This is a genomic window from Bradyrhizobium nanningense, assembly GCF_004114535.1.
Taxonomy (GTDB): Bacteria; Pseudomonadota; Alphaproteobacteria; order Rhizobiales; family Xanthobacteraceae; genus Bradyrhizobium; species Bradyrhizobium nanningense.
Window position 1 is genome coordinate 18,966 of the sequence record NZ_LBJC01000027.1, and the last position, 21,702, is coordinate 40,667.

At 60.1% G+C, this 21,702-nt stretch carries 23 protein-coding genes and 2 pseudogenes; 7 read left to right on the forward strand and 18 right to left on the reverse strand.

Going from position 1 to position 21,702, the window contains the following annotated elements:
- Nucleotides 1-176: 176 nt before the first annotated feature.
- On the reverse strand, nt 177-389 hold the full coding sequence (locus tag XH84_RS22045) for a hypothetical protein (protein ID WP_128919705.1): 213 nt from the start codon (nt 387-389) through the stop codon (nt 177-179).
- 579 nt (nt 390-968) lie between these two features.
- On the opposite strand from XH84_RS22045, the gene XH84_RS40880 reads away from it, so the two are divergent.
- Nucleotides 969-1,451 carry a hypothetical protein gene (locus tag XH84_RS40880; RefSeq protein WP_245471804.1) on the forward strand — a complete coding sequence of 161 codons (483 nt, stop codon included), beginning with the start codon at nt 969-971 and terminating at the stop codon, nt 1,449-1,451.
- A 373-nt stretch (nt 1,452-1,824) separates the two neighbouring features.
- Here the strand turns inward: XH84_RS40880 and XH84_RS22055 are convergent, their stop codons facing one another.
- Genes XH84_RS22055 through ku form a run of 3 tightly spaced genes read right to left on the reverse strand, consistent with a single transcriptional unit; the run spans nt 1,825 to nt 3,625 of the window.
- Nucleotides 1,825-2,409: a cell envelope biogenesis protein TolA gene (locus XH84_RS22055; protein WP_128919706.1), complete on the reverse strand. Its 585-nt coding sequence runs from the start codon at nt 2,407-2,409 to the stop codon at nt 1,825-1,827.
- A 26-nt stretch (nt 2,410-2,435) separates the two neighbouring features.
- Entirely contained in the window at nt 2,436-2,681 is a 246-nt protein-coding gene (locus tag XH84_RS22060; protein WP_128919707.1) for a hypothetical protein, read from the reverse strand.
- A 20-nt stretch (nt 2,682-2,701) separates the two neighbouring features.
- The gene (gene ku / locus XH84_RS22065; protein ID WP_128919708.1) at nt 2,702-3,625 is read right to left on the reverse strand and encodes a non-homologous end joining protein Ku; all 924 of its coding nucleotides are present in this window, start codon (nt 3,623-3,625) and stop codon (nt 2,702-2,704) included.
- 138 nt (nt 3,626-3,763) lie between these two features.
- Here ku and XH84_RS22070 point away from each other — a divergent pair, with 138 nt between their 5' ends.
- The 4 genes and pseudogenes from XH84_RS22070 (at nt 3,764) to XH84_RS40885 (ending at nt 5,803) form a co-directional block, all read left to right on the forward strand.
- The gene (locus tag XH84_RS22070) at nt 3,764-4,168 is read left to right on the forward strand and encodes a hypothetical protein (RefSeq protein WP_128919864.1); all 405 of its coding nucleotides are present in this window, start codon (nt 3,764-3,766) and stop codon (nt 4,166-4,168) included.
- A gap of 30 nt (nt 4,169-4,198) precedes the next feature.
- Nucleotides 4,199-4,648: a hypothetical protein gene (locus tag XH84_RS22075; RefSeq protein WP_128919709.1), complete on the forward strand. Its 450-nt coding sequence runs from the start codon at nt 4,199-4,201 to the stop codon at nt 4,646-4,648.
- Nucleotides 4,649-4,650: 2 nt separating this feature from the next.
- Nucleotides 4,651-5,360, forward strand: a pseudogene (locus XH84_RS22080) (SOS response-associated peptidase).
- A 172-nt stretch (nt 5,361-5,532) separates the two neighbouring features.
- A pseudogene (locus XH84_RS40885) lies at nt 5,533-5,803 on the forward strand (hypothetical protein).
- Nucleotides 5,804-6,562: 759 nt separating this feature from the next.
- Here the strand turns inward: XH84_RS40885 and XH84_RS22095 are convergent.
- The 5 genes from XH84_RS22095 to XH84_RS22115 form a co-directional block, all read right to left on the reverse strand.
- Nucleotides 6,563-6,850, reverse strand: a complete 288-nt coding sequence (locus tag XH84_RS22095; protein ID WP_347338757.1) for a DUF2798 domain-containing protein — start codon at nt 6,848-6,850, stop codon at nt 6,563-6,565.
- Nucleotides 6,847-7,923 carry a hypothetical protein gene (locus tag XH84_RS22100; RefSeq protein WP_128919710.1) on the reverse strand — a complete coding sequence of 359 codons (1,077 nt, stop codon included), beginning with the start codon at nt 7,921-7,923 and terminating at the stop codon, nt 6,847-6,849. Before XH84_RS22100 ends, XH84_RS22095 begins: the two co-directional genes overlap by 4 nt.
- A 49-nt stretch (nt 7,924-7,972) precedes the next feature.
- Nucleotides 7,973-8,719, reverse strand: a complete 747-nt coding sequence (locus XH84_RS22105; RefSeq protein WP_128919711.1) for a haloacid dehalogenase type II — start codon at nt 8,717-8,719, stop codon at nt 7,973-7,975.
- Nucleotides 8,720-8,784: 65 nt separating this feature from the next.
- The gene (locus tag XH84_RS22110; protein ID WP_128919712.1) at nt 8,785-10,308 is read right to left on the reverse strand and encodes a solute symporter family protein; all 1,524 of its coding nucleotides are present in this window, start codon (nt 10,306-10,308) and stop codon (nt 8,785-8,787) included.
- Between the two features lie 4 nt (nt 10,309-10,312).
- Nucleotides 10,313-10,624 carry a DUF485 domain-containing protein gene (locus tag XH84_RS22115; RefSeq protein ID WP_128919713.1) on the reverse strand — a complete coding sequence of 104 codons (312 nt, stop codon included), beginning with the start codon at nt 10,622-10,624 and terminating at the stop codon, nt 10,313-10,315.
- A gap of 190 nt (nt 10,625-10,814) precedes the next feature.
- Between XH84_RS22115 and XH84_RS22120 the strand changes: the two genes are divergently transcribed.
- Nucleotides 10,815-11,696, forward strand: a complete 882-nt coding sequence (locus XH84_RS22120) for a LysR substrate-binding domain-containing protein (protein WP_128919714.1) — start codon at nt 10,815-10,817, stop codon at nt 11,694-11,696.
- 262 nt (nt 11,697-11,958) lie between these two features.
- On the opposite strand, the gene XH84_RS22125 is transcribed toward XH84_RS22120, so the two are convergent.
- The 3 genes from XH84_RS22125 to XH84_RS22135 all read right to left on the reverse strand — a co-directional run bounded on the left by XH84_RS22125 (nt 11,959) and on the right by XH84_RS22135 (nt 14,272).
- Nucleotides 11,959-12,405: a hypothetical protein gene (locus XH84_RS22125; RefSeq protein ID WP_128919715.1), complete on the reverse strand. Its 447-nt coding sequence runs from the start codon at nt 12,403-12,405 to the stop codon at nt 11,959-11,961.
- A 779-nt stretch (nt 12,406-13,184) separates the two neighbouring features.
- Nucleotides 13,185-13,691, reverse strand: coding sequence for a YkgB family protein (locus XH84_RS22130; protein ID WP_128919716.1), 507 nt, complete (start codon nt 13,689-13,691; stop codon nt 13,185-13,187).
- A gap of 44 nt (nt 13,692-13,735) precedes the next feature.
- The gene (locus XH84_RS22135) at nt 13,736-14,272 is read right to left on the reverse strand and encodes a carboxymuconolactone decarboxylase family protein (RefSeq protein WP_128919717.1); all 537 of its coding nucleotides are present in this window, start codon (nt 14,270-14,272) and stop codon (nt 13,736-13,738) included.
- 131 nt (nt 14,273-14,403) lie between these two features.
- Between XH84_RS22135 and XH84_RS22140 the strand changes: the two genes are divergently transcribed.
- Nucleotides 14,404-15,435, forward strand: coding sequence for an AraC family transcriptional regulator (locus XH84_RS22140; protein WP_128919718.1), 1,032 nt, complete (start codon nt 14,404-14,406; stop codon nt 15,433-15,435).
- Between the two features lie 33 nt (nt 15,436-15,468).
- On the opposite strand, the gene XH84_RS22145 is transcribed toward XH84_RS22140, so the two are convergent.
- The 6 genes from XH84_RS22145 to XH84_RS22170 all read right to left on the reverse strand — a co-directional run bounded on the left by XH84_RS22145 (nt 15,469) and on the right by XH84_RS22170 (nt 21,624).
- Nucleotides 15,469-17,043 carry an OprO/OprP family phosphate-selective porin gene (locus XH84_RS22145; RefSeq protein ID WP_128919719.1) on the reverse strand — a complete coding sequence of 525 codons (1,575 nt, stop codon included), beginning with the start codon at nt 17,041-17,043 and terminating at the stop codon, nt 15,469-15,471.
- Nucleotides 17,044-17,341: 298 nt separating this feature from the next.
- On the reverse strand, nt 17,342-18,445 hold the full coding sequence (locus XH84_RS22150) for an alkene reductase (protein ID WP_128919720.1): 1,104 nt from the start codon (nt 18,443-18,445) through the stop codon (nt 17,342-17,344).
- Nucleotides 18,446-18,528: 83 nt separating this feature from the next.
- The gene (locus XH84_RS22155) at nt 18,529-19,203 is read right to left on the reverse strand and encodes a peroxiredoxin-like family protein (protein ID WP_128919721.1); all 675 of its coding nucleotides are present in this window, start codon (nt 19,201-19,203) and stop codon (nt 18,529-18,531) included.
- Between the two features lie 316 nt (nt 19,204-19,519).
- Nucleotides 19,520-19,897 (reverse strand): SPW repeat domain-containing protein, encoded by a 378-nt coding sequence (locus XH84_RS22160; protein WP_128919722.1) that lies wholly within the window; start codon nt 19,895-19,897, stop codon nt 19,520-19,522.
- A gap of 113 nt (nt 19,898-20,010) precedes the next feature.
- Nucleotides 20,011-20,559, reverse strand: a complete 549-nt coding sequence (locus tag XH84_RS22165; RefSeq protein ID WP_128919723.1) for a carboxymuconolactone decarboxylase family protein — start codon at nt 20,557-20,559, stop codon at nt 20,011-20,013.
- Nucleotides 20,560-20,700: 141 nt separating this feature from the next.
- Nucleotides 20,701-21,624, reverse strand: coding sequence for an AraC family transcriptional regulator (locus tag XH84_RS22170; RefSeq protein ID WP_128919724.1), 924 nt, complete (start codon nt 21,622-21,624; stop codon nt 20,701-20,703).
- Nucleotides 21,625-21,702: the final 78 nt, after the last annotated feature.

The window sequence follows — 21,702 nt, forward strand, 5'->3', positions numbered from 1 at the left end:
TACCGAGTCCCCTGTGAGGCTAAGCCTATCATTCGCCACTGATAAGGTTTGGTCGCGAACCTTATCAGTTCGTCGAGGATCGAGTCCTCAAGGGGTCGGGTTGGGTAGCGCTCAGCTTCCATGTGCCTCCGGAAGGACAGGCATTCGAAGCACTGCGTTTGGCCTGAGCTTGTGAATCAATGGCTAAAGACGTGCTGCCCAATGCGGTCGGCAAGAAGGATCAGCCAGCCAAGCAGTTCCCGTTCCGAACCGGAGAGATCGGATCGGCTCGCGAGCCGGGCGACAAAAGGGCGATATTCGCTCCAGCGATGATAGAACTCGATCAGATCGCGCGGGGGCGAGCATTGCTCTTCCCGTCGCGTTAGCTTCTGGTCGTCTTCTTCGATCATGACTTTGGAAGCTAGTGCACCTTCACACGCCATGGGCGTGAAAAAAGCGTGAACTCGCTTGGACTTACTCCCGCGTGGTGCTAGCCTGGCACAGTTTTAGGTTGATTTATTTTCGGGGTTTCTCTTGTGGCGGCCAAAGCGCATTGAGATCAATCTCTTCGGGGCTTGCGTAGTACGGTCTGCGCAGTTCGGTGGCTTCGAAATCACGGGTGCCAAGCACAAGGCACTCTTTGCGCTTCTTGCGACCGCGCCTTTCGGCCGTCGCACGCGCGCGTTCCTGCAGGAGACGTTGTGGGGCACAGCCTGCTATGACACCGGCCGGCAAAGCTTGAGGCGAGCCTTATCCAATCTCCGGCAAATCATGGGCGATTGTTTCACGGAGGTGCTCAGCACCAGCCACGCCGATCTTGCGCTCGACCTCTCGCAAGTACTTTCATCGGTCGACCGGGCGCGGGCGAGTTCCTCGAAGAGATCAACCTTCGCGAAGAAGGCTTCAATCGCTGGTTGGCGGCAGTCCGTCTCGACCCCCAGCAGATCTATTCGTTGTACAGCACGCGGTCGCAGCCGCCGAGCGCGCCGATGCTCCCGCTGATCGCCGTGCTGCCGTTCCGCGCCATGAACGCCGATTCAATCGAAGCGTCGGCCAGCGACGCCGCGTTGGGAGACTGGCTGGCCGAGGAAGTGTGCCGTTCGCTTTGCCGCTCCAACCTCATCGCGGTGATCTCGCATTGGTCGAGCCGGGCGCTCGACCACCGGACCGTGGATGTTACGACCGTGCGGTCACGACTGGCGGCCGACTATTGCGTGGCGGGAACGATGCGTGTTCATCGCGGTGAGATCATCCTCGACGCCGATTTTGTCGACACCGTGTCAGGCCGTATTCTTTGGACGCGGCAGTTCGCGGGGCGAGCGAGCGATTACCTTGGCCGTTGCTCGGAAGGCGTGGTGGAGATTGTGCGCGCGATCGGCGGCACGCTGGCTGACGACGCGATCAAACATGTCGCCGGTCAGTGCTGCCCCCGGCATTGTCCGCTCGACTTCTTAGCCGGACGTTTTTCGTGATGTCGTACCGAAGCGTTCACCGAGGCGAACGACCACGCGCGAAGACGTGACACGAGCCACTCCCGTCCTTGGCGAGGACACCTCTTAGAGTGCCAAAGAGCAATCCTTTCGTCTCATCAGCGAGCTGCGCCGTAAAGTGGATTGGAGAGCGATACTTCGCCGCATTTTCAACTGGCAAGCAAACATACGAAACGGAGTCAGTTAGGCGACTGATAAGGATTGCATCGAAACCTTATCAGTCTGGTGGCGGTGAAACGATTCCGTTGCTCTCGGGAATAATGTGTGGGTCGGAGGGGGCGAGTCGCTCCGGACCTTCACGTTCTTGTGCGAAATGCCCGCCAATGCCCTAGTCCCGTGCACGTCTCAGCAAGGCTTACAGCCGCTCTCTTTGCTTCTCCCACCGATCATCCTCGGCGCGTGACCGCTTCTCAAGCGCCTCGACCTCGGCCTGGATGTCCGCTGCTTTTCTTTCGTGCTCGCGCTGGGCCTTGTCCAGCGCAGCTTGCGCTTTGGCCGTCGCCCTCTCTCGCCGTTTGCGCTCCCTTTCACGGGCGACCTGTTCCCGCCGGCGCTCGGCATCGCGGCGTTTCTGCTCCTTCTCGAAGTCTGCCGCGGCCTTTCGGGCTTCTCGTTCGCTGATTTTCGGAGCAGCTCGCTTCGCCGGCTTCGGCCGCTGTCTTCCGCGCCGGACCCCGTTCTCACCGGATCCCAGGTCGGACGGGAGATCGGACTGCTCAGCGAAGCGGCCATTCGATCCCGCCGGGCGCTTGAGCACGACGCCGGGCTTCGACATCGTTGCGGCGACCACGTCGAGGTCGTCCGTCTCCTTGGCGACGCCCTGATGGAAGAGATTGCTGCCAGCGCCCCAGGCCTCGAGCGCCGCTTTCATCGACGGCGCCGCAATCGCCAGATCGTAGAAGCCCAGCGACGTCTGGAATGTCTTGAGCTTCCTTGCCATGGATGTCGGCAGCCCGCGGCTTTCTCCTAGCGCCGGCGCGCAACCCAGGTACCGAGTAGGAAGGCGACGAAGAGCGAGGACAACGGGGCTTGCACCGTCACCTTGCGCAGCCGCTCGGCCCAGCGCAGCGCCGCCTCATTCGAAGGCTCGCGCCGCGACTTTCGGCTCCAGGCCGTCTCGGTCTGGCTGCTCGGCTGCGCTGCGCCGAGGGCATCCTGATCATCAACCAGGCCAGAGGCTTCGGTCATCGCGGAAGCTTCTTTCATATCCATGCGGTCCTCCTATTCCGACCTCAGGCTGACTTCCGTTGCGGCTTGGCCGTTGGTTTCTTTGCTGCCGTCTCCTTGGGCTTCTTGCCCTCGATCGGCATCAGCATCTCCTTCTGACCACTCGATGCCTTGCGCGCTTTCTTGGCTGGCTTTGCGGCCTTCGCCGGCGTGGCCTCCCGGCCGACGCTCCGCCGCAGCGCCTCCATGAGGTCGACCACGTTGGTCGTCGCTGGCTTGAACTTCGGCGTGATGGGCTTGCCGGCACGCTTCTGGTTGATGAGGTCGATCAGCGCGGCTTCGTAGTGGTCCTCGAATTTCTCCGGATCGAAGCTGCTGGCCTTTTGATTCACGATGTGCTTTGCAAGGTCGAGCATGTCCTTCGTCACTTTGACGTTCTCGATCTCCTCGAAATACTCGGCCTCGTTGCGCACCTCGTAGGGATAACGCAGCAGCGTGCCCACCAGGCCCTTGTCCATCGGCTCGAGCGCGATGATGTGCTCGCGATTGGTCAGTACGACGCGGCCGATGGCGACCTTGTCCATCTCGCGGATGGTCTCGCGGATCACGGCGAATGCATCGTGGCCGACCTTGCCGTCCGGTCGCAGATAATAGGGGCGAATGAGATAACGCGGGTCGATGTCGGCCTTGTCGACGAATTCGTCGATCTCGATGGTGCGCGTGGACTCGAGTGCAATCTCCTCGAGCTCATCTTTGGTGACCTCGATGTACTGGCCCTTGTCGAGTTCGTAGCCCTTGACGATGTCCTCGTTCGGCACCTCGTCGCCGGTGTCAGCGTCGACCCTGAGGTACTTGATGCGATGGCCGGTCTGCCGGTTGAGTTGGTTGAACGAGATTTTCTCGCCCTCCGAAGTCGCCGGATAAAGCGCAACCGGACAAGTCACCAGGGACAGACGCAGAAAGCCTTTCCAATTGGCACGGGGGGCCATGAAACGCGGTACTCCGAAACAAGGGTGGCCGGATTCAAGACGAACGGCAGGGCATGGTTCCGACAGCCTGACCACGCTGCAGGACCATTTTTTCTGAAGGGGCTCGACTCTGTTGTTCTTGATATGTTCTAGTTGGTCATGACCGATCGACCCGCGAGCTGGCGCATGCCGACCCGTAAGCAGATGGACAAGATGGCCGCTTCCGTCGGCAGAAACGTGGCGCCGAAGTCCGGATCGGCCCCGAACGGTGATCTGCCGCCGGAATACTGGGGGGCGCTTCTGGCCGACCCGCGCGCCGAGGGGGCCGATCCGGGACGAGGCGCATCCGCACGTGCGCTGCGGCTGGCCCAAATTGCAGAGCATTTACTGAGGGTGGGCTGCCGGCGATGCGGCAGAACTGTCGAAATCCAAAAGGTTGACGCCGTCAGGCTGTATGGTCCGAGCGCGATCTGGCTGGATGTCGGGCAGCGTCTGTTGGACAACACCTGCAGCCAGCGGAGCGGGCGCCATGAGGAAGACGGCTGCTGGCCGGCGTTCGAGTAGTCGCCGACGCTGCGTGAACTGGATGCTGCCATGGCACCGAAGTATCACCCGACGCCCCTCTCGGGAGGAGACCGCAAGGCACTCACCAAAGAGCTCGGCCGGGCACGCGCAATGACGACGATCCTCGCAGGACAGGCCGCCGAAGCCCTGGCCCAAGGCGAAGCTCTCAACCGTCAGGCCGACAAGTTGCTCTGCGAATCCTGGAACGAGCGCATGTGGGCGGATGGCGGCCCCATTGACCCGTCACCGACGGTCGACCAAGCCATCAATGGGGACTTCGCCTCTCTGGAGATCGAATGCTCGCGCTGCAAGACGAAGCGGGACGTCGATCTGGCGGCGCTGCGCCATCCGCCGACCACATTCGTCCACGACTTGGCCAGCCGGCTCCGTTGTAGCAAATGTGCCAAGGCCGGGCGTCGGCCGTCCGCTACGCTGCTGCAACTGATGTCGCGCTCCCGCCTGATCGCTCCAGAGACTTGATCGTGTGCAATCTATACTCGATGACAAAAAACGTCGACGCGATCCGTCGCCTGTTCGGCGCTCTGAACAGCCGCGTTGGCAACCTGCCATCGATGCCCGGCATTTTTCCGGACTACCCCGCGCCGATCGTGCGCAACGGTGCCGAGGGACGCGTGACCGTCATGGCACGTTGGGGCATGCCGAGTTCGCAGCGGGCTCTGATGGACGCGACCAAGAAGCGTGCGGAAAAATTACAGGCGAAGGGCCAGACCGTCGACTTCAAGGAATTGCTAAGGATGGAGCCGGACGGCGGCACGACGAACATCAGGAATGTCAGCAGCGCTCACTGGAAGCGATGGCTCGGACCGGAGAATCGCTGTCTGGTGCCGTTCACGTCGTTTTCCGAGTACGACACGATCGACGGCAAGAAAGTGCCGGTCTGGTTCGCTCAGGACGAGACGCGACCTCTGATCGCCTTTGCCGGGGTGTGGACCAATTGGACCAGTGTGCGCAAGGCGAAGGAAGGCGAGATCACCACCGACATCTTCGGATTCCTCACCTGCGAGCCGTCCATCCCAAGGCGATGCCTGTGATCCTGGCGACGGCGGAGGAATACGAGGTGTGGCTCCGCGCCCCCTGGAACGAGGCGAAGTCGCTGCAGCGGCCACTCCCGGATGGCGCGCTGCGGATCGTCGCCACCGGCGAGAAGGAGGATCCGGCACTGGCCGCGTGAGCGAGGCCATTTGGCAGCAAGCTGCCGCCAAAATTGGAGTTCGCGGCTGTACACAGGCCGGCGGAACACGTGGACAAGCGGCGGCTCCAGCGATTTTGAATCCCTGCTCTGTGCTAACCGCCGGGAACGACGCGGACGGCACAAGGAGTTCGTCCCGGCGGGAGCGATCTCGTTGCTGATGACGAAACAGAGACGGCCGGCGATCCGGACGTTGCGCGGCTGGCGATCTCCGTGCTGCAGGAAGTCGGCGCTATCCGAGAATGCGAGGAGCACGGCTGGATGCAGGACCGCGCCGAGCGCACGCCCGCGATCGCGCTTATGATATCGCTCGCCGGGATCCACCGGCAGGCGTTTCTCCCGACGAAGCCACAGATGCGATCACAGAGCTCTTGGATTCGGTCGGTGATACCTGCCCCGAGTGTCCGCCCAAGGACTTGGTCTAAGCCGCGACGGCTGGACGGCGAACGTCTATAATCTCAGGATGGTCCGGTCCGATTCAGAGCAGGGCAACTCGAACGCGCCTCACCGCAAGATCATCCACATAGACATGGATGCGTTCTATGCGTCCGTGGAACAGCGCGACAAGTCGCGACGATCCCGGCATGTCAGCGCAGCCGAGGCCAGATCAGATCTCGCGAAAACGCGACCCAAATTGACGCGAATGACCAATTTAGAGGGAGGAGTTGAACGCGCGAGCGCGATAGTACGCGAAGGGCACAGGACGGAGTATTTCGAACTCGAGTTTGCTGTGAGAAAGGGAGCACTCCTCTTCACGCGTTTGTCTCATCGCCTGCATCTGCTTCACCAGCATCTTCTCAGCACCACCGGCCTCAGAGAAGGCGAAGCGGGCAGAACTGCCGGTTAACAGGGCTGCCGAGCGGATCGACTAAAAGGGCAAGGCGGCCTTCGCTGAGCTCAAGGAGAACGACAGCGAACGCGAACGTGTTGCTCAATCCGGCTCTTCCCAAACGGGAAGGAACGAACGTTTACGGTCATAAAGATACGAAAGGCAAATTATTTCACGACGAGATAATCAAGACAGCTGAAGCGATGGGATCGGGATAGGTCTCGATCACTCGTTTCAGGAACTCGGACATACCGAGCCATCAGCAAAAATGGACAGACGTCAACTTCAATATCCAGAAATCGAACCAGTACACGATCGAGATACTGGGGCTTCGGGCGTGGCGGCCGTCTCATCTTCACTCAGGTCGTGGACCAGTCACTGATTGTTGCGGCTCCAGCCACTGACTCGTAGCCCAATAACTCACTATTCGGCGAATTACCGGCGTGGCGATCAGCACAATGGGCACCATCAAGGCCCAAGACGACAGCCAGGACGCGAGCCAGCCGAGGATGAACATGCCCTCCTTAAGAAGGTGAAGATTCGCTACACCGGAAGCAATCGCGGTTGTCAGGCCGGATTGGATTACGCCAAACGCGAAGTGCTCATGCCTGCGGGAGATCTTTGGCAAAAGATATGCTGTCATGCTGCTGCGGACTTTGATTTCCGATTGGCTTCCAGCCGCCGATCTACAAGGGTTACGATTTCCTCGAGGATTGGATGGCTCATGCCCCTCTGCGCTGCGACAAGCTGAACCAGTTTGTCCGCCCGTTCGATGTTGGGAGCGCCATTATTCAACGCACGAGCGGCTGACGCGGGACGCGATAGGTCGTGGGCAGCTGCCGCGTATTTCTCGAAGCTAACCAACTCGTCACGCGAAGCGCCAATACTCACGCACACGTCGAGCACAAAGTCATAGATCGATCGCGAGGCCTCCAGGTCAGAATAGACGGCCTCTCGTGCCGTTCGCATACCGTCTTCGGTGATGCAGCGATAGTTGCCGGCCATCAGCATCGCCCATTTGGCCAATGGAACGAACTTGGAATCGTAGAACCGCAGCTTCACCGGCAACTCAATCCTGCCTTCCCTCGTATCGAGCCGCGCGTCGTCGATATCCTGCTCCAACTGTCGGAGCACCTCGTTTCCCTTCTCGCCATCGAAACGTGCAACCTTGAAATTGGTGGGCAACGTGACCTGAAGTACGTTCACCTTCTCGTCCGGCGGCCTTATCGCTTGCGGGTCCGGACTGCACAGCGTGATGGTCACTGGATCGAATTCATCCCACACGGCTGGCGCTGTATACGCCGGCTTGAGCAGTTCAGAATTCACTCCCCGAATGCGCCTCATATAGGGGAGGGGGGGCATGTTCATGATCGAGATGCACGGCACACGCGACATCGCGATGGCTTTCAGGAGTTCTCTAACGCCCGGCGATCCATACTGTGGCTCCTGCATCGCTAAGCCGACGATGTCGAATTCTCGCGGATCGACGTCTGCGGCGGAAATCGCGGACACTCGGCCGGGTAGGCGCCGCGAATCGAGTTCGACCGGTTCGCTTCGGCCGCGAACCGGAATCCTGACGCGAAAGCCTTCGGAATTGATAAGGTCCGCCTCTGCCGGCAGGCAAACCAGCCTAATTGAATGACCGCCAAAGAGGATCTTCGACGCGAGAAGCGAACCGTACGATGCACCCAGGATAAGAATATTGTACTTGGACATGGAGCTTCCTTCAGCTTAATTGTGATATCGTTACCTTGCTGGGTAGTCGCTACGCTGGTACGCACGAAATGATCTCGGCAAGTGCCGAGAGTCCATGGGCTCGATAGTCGGGCTCCAAGCCGTGTTCGTCCATCTGCATGCGCAGAGCCTTGAACATCGTCAGCGGCGGCACAAGATCGTTATTCCGGCAGGCCTCCGCCATCGCGTCAGGCGACACCCGCTCAATCCAGACCGTGTTCAGGCCAACCGACTTTGCACCGATGGCATCCCATGGATTGGAGGAAACGAACATGACCTCCGCGGGCGTGACGCCGAGGCGACCTTCGATTAGCGAATAGGCCTCCGGGCTGGGCTTGAATATCCGCTTCGAGTCAATGCTGATGGTTGCGTCGAGGATTGCGTCTAAACCGGTATTGCGAACGAGGGTGTTCAGCATATCGGCGCTGCCATTTGATAGTATGGCGAGCTTGTACTGCTTCAGATCAGTCAGGGTCCGCCTCGCGTCCGGATAAAGATCGAGATGCAGGTACTTGTCCATGATCCGCTCGAACACGGCGGCATCGTACTTCAAACCGAGAGTTCTTAATGTGTATGCGAGCGATTCGCGGGTAATGACGGAGAAATCCTCATAGCGACGCATCAAGGAGCGTAACCAGGTGTATTCGAGCTGCTTGATTCGCCAAATCTGCGTGATCATTTCTCCATAGCCCGGAAATGCCACGTCGGTGATCGAGGCAACCGACTGGATATCGTAAAGGGTACCGTAGGCATCGAAAACAACTGCTTTGATGGTCACTGGATTAGCTCTCGTTCGGGGATGTGGGCGATAACTTCGGACAAAGGAGCATTAGAGGGGCCGGATCACTTTGGTTCTACGCCGGTGTGTACCTGGAACAGGAACGCGTCGAAGCGCTTTTCATTGTCGAAGTCGCGACCGGCCAACAATGTCCCCAGCACACCACCGAGGAAGCCCAGTGGCAGCGACACGATCGTTGGGTTGACGAGCGGCCAAAACGCATCTGCCCCGCGCATCGCCGGTCCAATCATTGCCAGCACGACAGACGATACGAGTCCCAGCGTCATTCCGCCGATCACGCCACCTGTATTGAATCGACGCCAGAAGAGCGACAGCACCAACACTGGAAAGTTGGCGCTTGCCGCTACGCAGATTGCCAGGATCACCAGCACCGCAACGTTGACGCCCTGGGCGAGAATGCCGAGTGCGATCGCAAGCGTTCCGATCAGAATGGCGCTCGCCCGCGCGATCCAAACTTCCTGTTTGCCTTCTACACGGCCGTGCTTGACCCAGTTGACGTAAAAATCATGTGCTATCGCGCTCGATGTCGACAGAGTCAAAGCCGAAACTACTGCCAGGATCGTCGCCACGGCGACCGCGGCGACGAAGCCGAGCAAGAGATCCCCGCCGGCGCTTCCTTTGCCCCCGCCGAGATACTGGGCAAGCAGGGGAAGCGCGAGATTGCCGCCCTTGTCTGCGGCCCGGATGGTGTCCTGACCGAGGAAATCCGCGGCGGCCAAACCGAAAATGGTCGTGCAGACGAAGAAAACACCGGCGAGAAACATTACCCAGACCACGGAACGTCGCGCCGCCTTGGCATCCGGCACCGTATAGAAGCGTGTCATAACATGGGGCAAACCTGCGAGGCCGAGGACATAGCCCAATCCGAGCGAGATCTGGTCGAACGGGTTCTTCAGATAATTGCCCGGCAGCAAATAACTTGCCGTGTATTTCTTCTCGGCTTGCTCAAACAGGAGCAACGGGTTGAACCTCACCATCGACAGGATCATCACCACAATGATGGCCCCTGCGCTCATCATGAGAACCGCCTTCACGATTTGGACCCATGTTGTCGCAAGCATGCCGCCGAATGCGACATAGACGATCATGCTGATTCCGACGAAGATCACTGCCCAATCGTACGAAATGCCTGTGAGCAGCCGGACGAGAACTCCCGCGCCTGCCATCTGTGGCATCAGATAGGTGAAGTTTACGACGACCGTTCCCGCAATGACGGCGAGAAGCGAGGTTCTGGTTTGCATTCGACTACGGACGATGTCGCCGAGCGTATACTTGCCCGTGTTGCGCATCGGCTCGGCAATAAGAAAAAGCACGGTGCAGAACGCCACGAGCGGGCCGAGGGCATAAAGCGCTCCGTCCATTCCGTAGAGCGCGGTAAGTCCGCTGAAGCCCAGGAACGCCGCGGCGCTGCACCAGTCGCCCGCCAGAGCAAAGCCGTTCTGGGCGGCCGTAAGTCCGCTGTCGGCCGCGTAGAAGTCACTGGTTGTCGCCGTTCGCTTGGCAGCCCAATAGGTGATCCCGATGGTGATCAGCAGTATAACCGCGAAAATTCCCAAAGTGATGTTCATTGCACTACTCCGCCTTTCGGGAAGCGGCGGCGGCGCGCGCTGCCAGCGGATCGAACTTGTTTTGGGCGATGAAGCCGTAGGCTATCGCAAGTCCCCATGACAGCAGATAATTGACAGCTATCAGGACGAAGCCGAGGTTGACGGAACCGATGATCTTCGTCCCAACGACCCCCTTGTCAAAGGCCGCGAGAATGGTGAGTCCGATGTAACAGGTCATAAACATGACCGTCATTGGCACGAGATATCGGAGTTTCTCTCCTACCAAGACCCTTATGGAGGCGTGTGCGGCCTCCGGTGACGTCTCAGTGTGGACCATGGTCCTCCCCTTATGTTTTTCAAGCTCGCGCCTTAAATGGCGCCGTGTTTTTGTTCTCACATGCCGCTGCGAGTTCACCCGGCTGAAACAAGCTGGACCGGGATATGCATCTTTACGAAATGTCCCTTAAGTGACAAAATAAATAATTGCGATGATCACTATCGTAATATCCGATTATGGAGTTGAACCCTTGAACTTCGACATCGATTGCCTTCGCTCGTTCGTTGTAGTTGCCGACAGCATGAGCGTCTCCCGCGCCGCCGACAGCGTCGGCCGTTCGCAATCGACGGTGAGCCAACAGATAGCGAAGCTGGAAACTCAGGTGGGCAAGGGCCTGCTGGTTCGTAGGAAAGGGCGCGTAATCGAACTGACCTCGGAAGGAGGCAAGCTGCTGGAATTTGCAAGGCGTATCCTGAAGCTTAACGACGAGGCCTACGCATCAATGTCCGACGATGTGCTGATGGGCTCCGTCCGGCTCGGAGTGCCCTACGATTTCTTCGGGCGCAACTTCGCTACCTGGCTTGCGCAATTTAAGAACAAGCACCCTATGGTCGGGCTGGAGATCGAGGCCAACCAGTCCGAAAATCTGATGAAGCGCAGTGCGCGTGGCGAATTCGATTTAGCGTTCTTCAAGCAGCCGACCGGAGCTAAAAACGGAATCGTTGCATTGCGCGAGCAACTTGTTTGGGCGAGCGGGCCCAACTACTCGCCTGACGCACTGAACTCCCTGCCTCTTATCTTGTTTCCGGAGGGCTGCGCGTATCGGCGATTCGCGGTCGCTGCGCTGAAGGAAAGCGGCCGGGACTGGCATCTAAGTTTTGTGAGCCCGAGCTTCGAGTGTCTCAAATCGGCAGCCGTGGAAGGCCTCGGTATCACAGTACTTGCACGCGCTTTGGTGACGCCCCCTTTACGCGTCGTTCGTCATGGACTGAGATTACCACATCTGCCGAGTGTAGAACTCGTCTACTCGTACGGGCGGCGCAGCAATTCGCGCGTGGTCAGCGAGCTTGCAAATTATTTGGCTGACAGTCTCACCGACTCCGGGCCGGCCAGTGCAATAGGTTCAGCCTGAACTTTGCGACCACACATCGTGATTGCTGCTCATTCGCCGATGCACAGCGGAACGGGAACTGCGAGACTGCAACAAGCTCCCTACCATGCTTAGTCGGACAGGGACCTCTGTGCCGTCAGACTCGCTGCAGATCCTCAAAGTCAGAAGAGATGGATGGTCAGCTATTTGGCTGCTGTCTATGAACGTAAAGCAGGCCTGCGACCTACAAATCGATGCGTTCGCATCGGTCTCCTCATACGGATAGACGCGCAGAGGGAGTCCATCAACTCACGTGGGACGAAGCCGCGGCCCATGCTTCGAAGGACGTATCAGGCTCGTTGGTGCCTTTGAAAACGACGCTGACGATGCTGACCGATTTCGAGAACGACCGCGTGGAAGGGATTTCGATCATTCCCCAATGTGAGCAACTAATCATGCGCGGAGATCTACCCGAGATGTTAGAGACGAGATTGATATCTATCAACTCTGCGTACGTCGACTCAGCCGCCCCGATCGTCGCAAAGTCGTTCTCGTCGCCTATAACTCCGCTCGTTCGCGGCATAGTACGGATGCAACCGACTCGCGCGTTGCGTTCGGCATGTTCGGCTGGCTCACGATCACGAAGTGCCGTGACGGTGTTCGACACGCTGCCAGCGGCTCGTTTGATCTGGATGTAGAGTTCTGTAGTAGCGGTGGCGGATTCAGAGATGGGACCAGAAACACGTGACATGGTGACACTCCTTGAGCAGCGACCGATTTGAAGAGTGACAGTAAGAATCCGCGATGAAAAATTGAATGTCATGAGGTATCATATACGTGCTCTATCGTCTCAAGCTTGAGGTCTCCGCGAGCGACCCATGCATTGGCTCAGCCCACATTTCGAGATGATGCTCGCGTGACCCGGATGTGCCCGGCTCTTAGGTCCGCCCGGCGCATCGAAACGGCGGGGCCACGGAAATCCCGTATCACTCGGCTTCGGCGGATCGGCGGTGCTTGGAGTCGCCGCTGGCGGGCGTCCGCTGCAGCTCACGGTCGGCGACATCCTGCTGGTTCCCGGCACATGTTCAATGATGGAAGCGGGCGTCGGTGCCGCCCCGAAATCGCTCCAAGCCTCAACCTCACGATCCGGGCACAGGTCAGGACTCGAAGGGAATCGGTGAAGACCGGCTTAGCGGGCCGCCTGCTGGAGTTCAGAGGTAGAGGCCGTGGAGAGCCTGCGTTAGCTGGTGGTAGTCGGTGGCGCGATCGCGCGTGGTGCGTACCCTCCGCATCAGTGGAGATCTGAGTATCGCGCACCGCCGACGTTGGAGGTGTAGCCGTCCAGGCGTGACGATCTCTTCGAAAGGGACTGCCTTGTTGAAGATCAGCCGGTACAATGCGATCTATATAAATTCGAGACCCTCTGGGACCGACGTATTCTCCGCCGCACCCGTTCTCCATTACTGAGCGCGCAATCGCCGGCGAGCGAGAAACTCGCCGGCGACGCGTCGCCATCAGCAGAGTGCCCTCTTAGTGTCGCATCAGGCGAACCACGTCCTGCCTCAGGAGGTAAAGCGAGACAGCGAGCAGAACGACGTCCTTCATCAGGAACGGCACGTTGCCGGTCATTGCGGGGAAACCTCCCGCGGCGACGTCCCAGCCTTCCGGCATGAACGGAATGATGGTGACTGTCGCGATAAAGGTGCCGGTCGCGCCGAGGGCACCAAGAACGCCGAGCCGCTTGTCCCAGAAGCCTAGGAGCAACAGCGAGCCGAAGGTCCACTCCGAGGCGCCCAGGAAATAGCTGGCGCCAGCGTGGCCGAAAACCGGATAGAGCCACCAGATCAGCGGCCCGTTGCTGATGAACGGGACCAGTCTTTCGAACTCGTACGGAAACCATTTCTGGTAGCCAAAGAAGAAGAACATGATCACCATCGAGGTCCGGACGATGTGGTAATCGAGATCATCCGCAAGCAGGCCGGACCTGTGCAGCGCGCGGACGAGAGGAGTTTGCGTAGTGTTGGCAAGCGTGGTCATGGTCGTAATCCTTTCGTGCAAGATCTGACGTGCGCACGGTCGCTTCACGCGACCGCGGGGAAGTCGATCTCGGTGTCGTTGATGCGGTTGAAGACGTTGGTGAATACGGTGGTCGCGAACGCCAGGCTGATCTCCACCAGCTGCGCGTCGCTGTAGCCCGCGGCCTTGATCGCGACGAAATCCTCGTCGCTGACGGTACCCCTGGACTGCGCGAGCTTGCGAACAAAGCCGATGAGCGCGTCGCGCTTGGCGTCGCCAGTGTGTTGGCCACCAAGGAGCTGCTTCAGCGGCTCCGGCTTCACGCCGGCGAGCTTGGCGAGATGGTTGTGGGCGGCGACACAGTAATCACAACCCGCTGCTTCGCTGATCACCAGCTTGATGACCTCCTGATCGGGCTTGCTCAGTGTGCCCGCAGCGAGCACCGCATCGGCGGCGAGCACTGACTTGAGGGCTGCGGGACCATGGGCGGCAAGGGCCGCGAAGGTGTTCGGCACGCTGCCGATGGCCTTCTTGATTTGCGCATAGATCTGGCCCGACGGGCCGGCTGTGGTTTCGAGATTGGGGACTGAGAGGCGGGACATGGTGGCACTCCTTTGTGAGGTTTGGTGAACGATCGCGGAGTGACAGTATGACCGCTCCATGATACGTTGAATGCCGCATCTGCTAGATTATATGCTCCATCGTCTCATGCTGGACGCATTCAGGAGGTCGCATGGATTGGCTTAGCCGGCTGTTCGAGATGATGCCGGTCCGGGGGCGGCTAGACTTGCGCTGCTCCTACGGCGCGCCCTGGCGCATCGACCAGGGGCCGGGCGAGGCGAACGAAATCCCGTATCACGCGGTCGTCGGCGGCTCAGCACTGCTGGAAGATCCGGCTGGTGGCAAGCCGCTGCAGCTGATCGCCGGCGACATCCTTCTGCTCCCTGGAAACCCCCGGCACATCATGCACGACGGCAGTGGGGCGCGAGCGAAGCGGGCGCAAAATCACCAGCACCTTAATCTTGTGATCAGTGATAACGCCGGCAGCGGCGAGCGGCTCGATTTGCTCTGTGGCCATTTTGCGATTGCGCCACCGCACGATCGGCTGCTGCGCAACTATTTGCCGCCGCGTCTGGTGGTGCATGCCGGCACTCGCAGCGGACAGCCGGCGAGCGCCGCACAACTCGCAGGCCTCGTTTCGCTGATGCGCAATGAAGCGGTAGAGGATCACCTGGGCGGTCGCGCGATGCTGAACGCGCTGTCCACGGCGATGTTCGCGCTCGTGCTGCGGCTCGCCAGCGACACCGACGCCGCCCCCCGCGGTCTCCTCGCCCTGGCTGGTCATCCCCGCTTGGCACCGGCCGTGGCCGCTCTGTTCGACGAGCCTGCGCGCGCATGGTCGCTGCCGGATCTCGCGCGCCTGTGCAGCATGTCGCGGGCCACGTTCGCGCGGCAATTCCAGGAAAAGCTTGGACGCTCGGCGAGCGATCTCTTGACCGATATCCGGATGACGCTTGCAGCGAACGAGTTGAGGAAACCTTCGATCTCGACGGCTGCGGTGGCGGAAGCAGTCGGATATCAATCCGAGGCGGCTTTCCAGCGCGCATTCAAAAGCCAAATGGGGATCACTCCCGCCCAATGGCGCAAGGCGCACGAACGGGCGGTCCTCACCGACGCGATGTCGGTCAGGACCGAAAGAGAGCGGGCCGACGACGAGAACGCCCGGACTGATGCAGCCAGTTTGGTCCGGTGCAACACGTTCTAGGCGCACGTTTCGGCATGGCCGCGCCTGGCGCGATCAGAATGCCACTTGCGTCCGCATCGCGACCGCATCGAATTTCGAGCCCACGTCTGCCGCGCTGGTCGGTGCTGCCTGTTTGGAGATGTTGCCATGCAGGTAGTTGAGCATGAAGCGGACGTTGCGATTGACGTACCAGTTCAGGCCAGCGGTGTAGATTGTCTGACGGCCGCCGGCGACGCCCGTGGCTGTCGCGAGCTGATCGTTCAGATCGATGGTCGAGACGCGGCCGGCAATCTCCCAGGCTCCCCAGCCGCCACCTGCCAACGAGAACGGGTTGGTGGGGTTAATGCCGTTATAGGCGGCGGCCGCCGGATTGTAGGTGTGAGTTTCCCCAGTCAGGACATAGCTCGCCTGCGCGTAGCCGCCCTGGAATTTCAGGCTTGGCGCGCCGAACGGCGGCAGTCCGGTCGCGGCGCCGCGATCCACATTGAACCAGTAATACTCACCCTGTAGCCAAAGCGGTCCGTAGGTCGCCGCAGTTTCGATGCTGTAGACCTGCGCGCCTGAGGCATTGGCGATGGCGCCGGTCGAGATCAGCGCGGTGGGATCGATACGCAGCTCGGGGCGGTCGCTCAGGGTCACGGTCTGCGCGCCAGTCACGAGATTGTGCGGCGGCTGGATCAGCCACTCGGCATCGGCGCCCAGATGCAGCGAATAGTCCTTGCCGCTGACGATCTGGCCGGCGGCGCGTGCCACCGCGCCATACTGCTCGGTGGTACCCGGGGGAGTGATACTGGAAGCGGAATGAATGGCGCCGGTCGTCGGGCCTGTGACGTAGGCGCCGGCCCAGAACACGTCATTCCACCAGTGCGTGCCGAAGGTCGAGCGGAAGTCGCCGGCTGCGATATTGGTCGCGATAACACCGGCCGAAGCTCGCTCCATGAACAGGATGTCGTTGGAGCTCGTCGCCTCATCAAGCGTGTACGGAATATCCATGATGCCGCCTTCGATGGCCATCTTGCCGCCAAATGGCTTTAGCCCCGTGTAGCTCAGATACGCGTTCTCAACCCCGGAAACGCCGCCGCCTGGCAGCGATCCTGGCGCCGTGCCGCCAAAGCCGTCCGACGAGCCGCCAAAGTCATAGATCAGCGCGTAATTCCAGTCGCCAAAGAACTTCCCAAGCACGCCGATGCGCGCGCGGCGCAGGTTGGTGCCGTCGTCGAGCCGCTGTGGTACCGTCCCGGCCGTGTTCGGGTGGTAGTCATAACCACCGGCATCGAAATGCACGCGGCTCGTTAGCGAAACACAGTTCTGGTCGTCCGCTGTGCAGATGGTTGGACGATTGTTTGGCATGGTCACGACGACGCCGGATGCTGGAGGCGCGACCTTGACGGGAAGTGCCGCGTTGGCATTGGCGGCCGTCTTGGTGGCCTCTGCTTTTGCATCTGCCTTGGCTGCAGCCTGCGTGTTTGCCGTCGTTTGCTTCTGCAGCCGGTCCAGCTTTTGCTCGAGCAGATGAAGCTGTTGCTTGAGTAGCGCGATCTCGTCGTTGTTGCTGGCTGACTGTGCCTGGGCCTGCGGCGCCGCCAATGCTGCTAGACCGATTGCTGCTGCAAGTGTTGTCCTGATCACCTGATCCTCTCCTTGCTGATGAATTGTTCCCCGCTCTATCCAGCGTGCGTGACTGCGCCGAGACTAACGCACGGTCTGCTGTCGGCCGCACCTGATGCGATCGTGCAGCCGAATACCCCGAAAGCGCAATGGTGACGGCGAGCATGAGATCCTATCAAAGACGTTATGAACAACCATTCGCCTGAGCTGCGACGACAAAGGACAGAGTAGGTTCCCCATCGTGCCGCGCAGCTGAGAGCAGTCCTCACCGACCGAAATCGGTGAAGACCGTCGAAGCAATATCCGAGTTGGAGTAGGCTCACGCCGCCGACGCCAGGTCGGCTGTCGGATAATCCGTGTAGCCGCGGGCATCGCCGCCATAGAAGGTCGAGCGGTCGTAGCGGCTGAGCGGGAGGCCACGACGCAGCCGCTCCGGCAGATCCGGGTTCGAAATGAAATGGCGACCAAAGGCGACGAGGTCGGCGTCACCAGAGGTGACAATGGCCTCTGCAGAAGCCGGCGCGAAGCCGCCAGCTGCGATCAGGGTCCGCGAGAACTTCGGCCGCAGATGCTGTGTGGCGATCGGCGCCTGGCCATGTGAGATCTCCTCGGTTCCCTTGATGCGCGGCTCGACGACGTGGAGATAGGCAATACCCAGGCGGTCGAGTTCGGTCGTCACGTAGCCGAAGGTTGCGGGCGGATTGCTGTCCGACATTGATCCGTAGGTGCCGCTCGGAGAGATGCGCACGCCCACGCGATCGGATCCCCAGACTGAGATGGCGGCTTGCGTCACTTCGAGCAAGAACCGGGCGCGATTTTCAATGGGGCCGCCGTATTCGTCGGTGCGCTCATTGGTCCCGTCTTGCAGGAATTGGTCGGGCAGGTAGCCGTTGGCGCCATGAATCTCGACGCCGTCGAAGCCCGCACGCAGCGCGCGCTCGGCGCCGGATCGGAACTCCTCGATGATACCTGGAATTTCCCGCAGTTCGAGGGCGCGCGGCATCGAGAACGGGGCTTCGCCGCGCTTGGTGTAGGCGTGACCCTCGGCCGCAATCGCAGAAGGCGCGACGGGTGCTTCGCCGTTCGGCTGCAGATCGACATGTGACTGCCGGCCGACGTGCCACAACTGCAGAAAGATGCGTCCGCCGTTGGCGTGGACGGCGTCAGTGACGCGCTGCCATCCCGCGATCTGAGTATCCGAGTAGATGCCCGGCGCCCCGGCATAGCCGTAGCCGCGGATTGAAACCGGGGTGGCTTCGGAGACGATCAGTCCACCGTCGGAGGCACGCTGCGTGTAATATTTGACCATCAGGTCGCTCGGAATATCGCCGGGATCGGAGCGCATCCGCGTCAGCGGCGCCATCACGATGCGATGGGACAATCGATACGGGCCGACCTGGGTCGGCGTGAACAGTCTGGACATCGTTATCTTCCTTCGGGAGCTTGAGAACGACAGCGGCCGATGGTCGCGACGGATTTGCGCCCCACCGGCCGCCTCATGCGCCGTCATGCCTTGACGGCGGTCGCCCGCTGGAGAACCGGGATCATGTCTTCTGGCTCGGGCCGACGGGTGTAGTCGGGGTTCACTTCGGAGTAGAGGATCACGCCGTCCTGTCCGATGACGTAGCGGGCCGGCATCGGCAGCGTCCAACTCGGATCATCGTTGAACGTCGGCAGATCGTTCTTGAGCTGCTTGTAGAGCTCGACCAGATAGTCGGGCATATTGAACCGCAGGCCGAATGCGGCGCCGACCTTGCCTTTTTCGTCCGACAGGATCGGGAAAGAGAGCTTGTTCTGGCGCACCGATTTACGGCTGTTCGGAGCGGTCTGCGGCGAGATCGCGACGAGCGAGGCGCCGTACTTGTCGAATTCCGGCTTGGCGGCCTCGAGTGCCTGGAGCTCCATATTGCAGTACGGGCACCAGACGCCGCGGTAGAAGCTGAGTACCAATGGGCCGCGCCTCAGCAGTTCGGTCGAATTGACCACATTGCCTTCCGGATCCTTCAACGAGAAGGACGGGGCGACATCGCCGGCCTTCTTGGCGCGCTGGGCAGCCCCTGAGTCAATTAGTTCGGCGGTGGCGCGGTGCATCGTCTCAATGACCGGGTGGGGAACGTTGTAGGGCGGCTTTCCGGCTTCGAAATCGGCTTTGAAAGCGTCGAGCTTGGCTTGAAGAGACATGGACGGTTCTCCTTTGGTTTTACGTGGACTGCGGTGTTGCGCCGGTCCAAAGGTGGATCGAGGTCGCGCGAAGAACCTAAAGAAGAACGCTGTGGTGAGTTAGGGATGTTGTCAGACTAAGGATTATTCCTGGGGGGAATATTTGAGCGGGCGCCGACAAACAGAAAGGAGCGCCTGCGAACGTGAGACGATTCACGCCCCCACCGAAATGACGAGAGAAGCAGTTTGGCCAAGGATCAGTCTGATTTTGAAGATGTTGGCAGCGGTCGCAATTGATTCCGACCGCTGCCACCTTGCTGTGCTACGCCGCCCGGCCTTAAGTGTGTGCCAATGATGCCTGCGTGGGTTCTGGCTTATGCAGACTGGTGACCAGCAACACTGCCGCGCCATTGACCCAATAGTACCAAGCGTCGAGACCGCTAAAGCCTAACGCGAGCGGCGCTATCAGGAAGATGCCGCCGACGAGAAAATCGACGGAGAGATGAAACGAGTAGGGAAGAATGCGGATCACGCCGGTTTTGTGGTCCGTGAATAGCGTTAGAGCGAATGCTGCTAGGCCTGTCACGACGGCGAGCCATTCTGCGAGAGGATTGGAGGTGCCGAGCCCCAGGATGAAGGGCAACGCAACCAGACTGATGGCAACGGGATAGTCCAGGTACGCATGCATTGTCTTGGTGACGAAGCGGGGATCCATGTGAGTAACTCCTGTTTGGTGAACCGATTGGCGTTGTGACGCGCCATTGCTGTTCTCAGCCAATCACTGCGCTAAGCGGTCGGCGGGTCCGAGCGACGGGACGATCCTGGACTTCAGTGCTCTTTCGACGCCGTTTCGACACGGGGAAAGTCGATGTCGGTTGCGGCGAGGTGATTGAAGTAATTCGTGAAGAGATTCAGGGCGACGTTGCCAAGGATCTCGAGCACGTCCTCATCGGTGAAGCCGGCGGACTTCACCGCAACGATCTCGGCGTCGCTCACCACACCACGGTTGATCACGAGCTTTCGCGCGAATGCCAGGGCAGCCTTTGCTCTCGCATCGGAGGCTTCGCCGGCGAGGTTGCGATTGATCTCGTCAGGCGCGAGCCCAGCGATCTTGCCGGCCGCACTATGAGCTGACGCGCAATAGTCGCAGGAATTGGCGCCGGCAGTGACCAGGGCGAGCTGCTCGCGCAGCGCCGGTGAGAGCTTGCCGGCGCCGATTGCACCCGAGAATGCCAGATAGCTGTTCAACACGGCCGGCGCTTGCGCCATGGTCTTGAGGATGTTCGGAACCTTGCCGATCTTGGATTTGATGACTCCGAGCGTGGCGGCAACTTCAGCTGGGGCTTTCGCCGGGTCGACTTGAGGAATGCGTTGCATGATTGACTCCTAGTGGTTGAAGCGCCGTCTCTTGGCGGCACATGCTGCAACCTAGGAGTATCAAGACGGATAAAAAGATGTGCTGGCTGATTACGAGCTTATCGGCAATTCAGTTGGGACGATGTGCAAACTCCGTAATGATTACATGCTCCGATATTCTGTAGGAGGCACTCCAAAGCGTTGGGAAAAGGCTCTGCTGAACGCGGCCGCCGATTGATATCCGGCCTGAGCAGCTATTTCCTTTATGCCGACTTCTTTGCGATTGAGGCGCAGCAAGGCCTTCTGTAACCTCCATTCGGAGACGTAAGTCATTGGTGCTATGCCAACGAGGTCCGTGAATCGCTTTGCGAAGCGACTCCTTGACATGCCGATCGTCTTTGCAAGGCTATCGACTGACCAAGGATCCTCGGGCGCTTTGTGGACGAGCTCAAGCGCACGACCGATCTGGAAATCTGTCATTGCTTTCATGACTTGGGCGAGCGGGGCGTGGTGTTCCATGCTCACGCGCACAGCCTCGATGAAGAAGACCTCGGACAGGCGCGAAATCGAAGCGGCTGCGCCAAGCTCATCAGCGAATGCTCGTCGTGCGACGAGGTGTAGCGACTCGTCGAGCAGGGGATGACGGCCACGGTCCGCTTGCGTCATGACAATCACTTCGGGCAGTGCCCTAAGGAGGGGGTGATCGGCGCCCTGCGAAAAACCCAAATGGCCACATACCATCTGGGTCGTTGCTTGCGGATCGCCTTTGCCGATCACGAATGCGCCCTTGCCGTTATAGCCAGACTCTTGGACCACCCGCTCGAGTGGTGCGGGGGTGCGGCCGGCGCTGTCGGCGAGGACATGTTGCTGGCCGCGAGGAATTAGGGCCAGATCGCCCGGCCCGAGGTTGATGCTGCGACCCGATGCGAGGCCGATATGACAGCGCCCCTGGATCACGAGATGGAAGCGCGCCGCCTGCTCGTAAGCCGGGACGGTGATCGCCCAGGGCGGCGAATAATCCGTGCGAAAGTAAAGCATTCCCCTCAGCCTGATCGTCTCAAAGACATCGCTCAGTATGTCGCTCATGCCGATCGTCCCCTTCAGTCAAACGAGTGCGTGCATGCTGGCAGGAGCGGCGTCATTGCCTCCGCCATAGTGCCACGC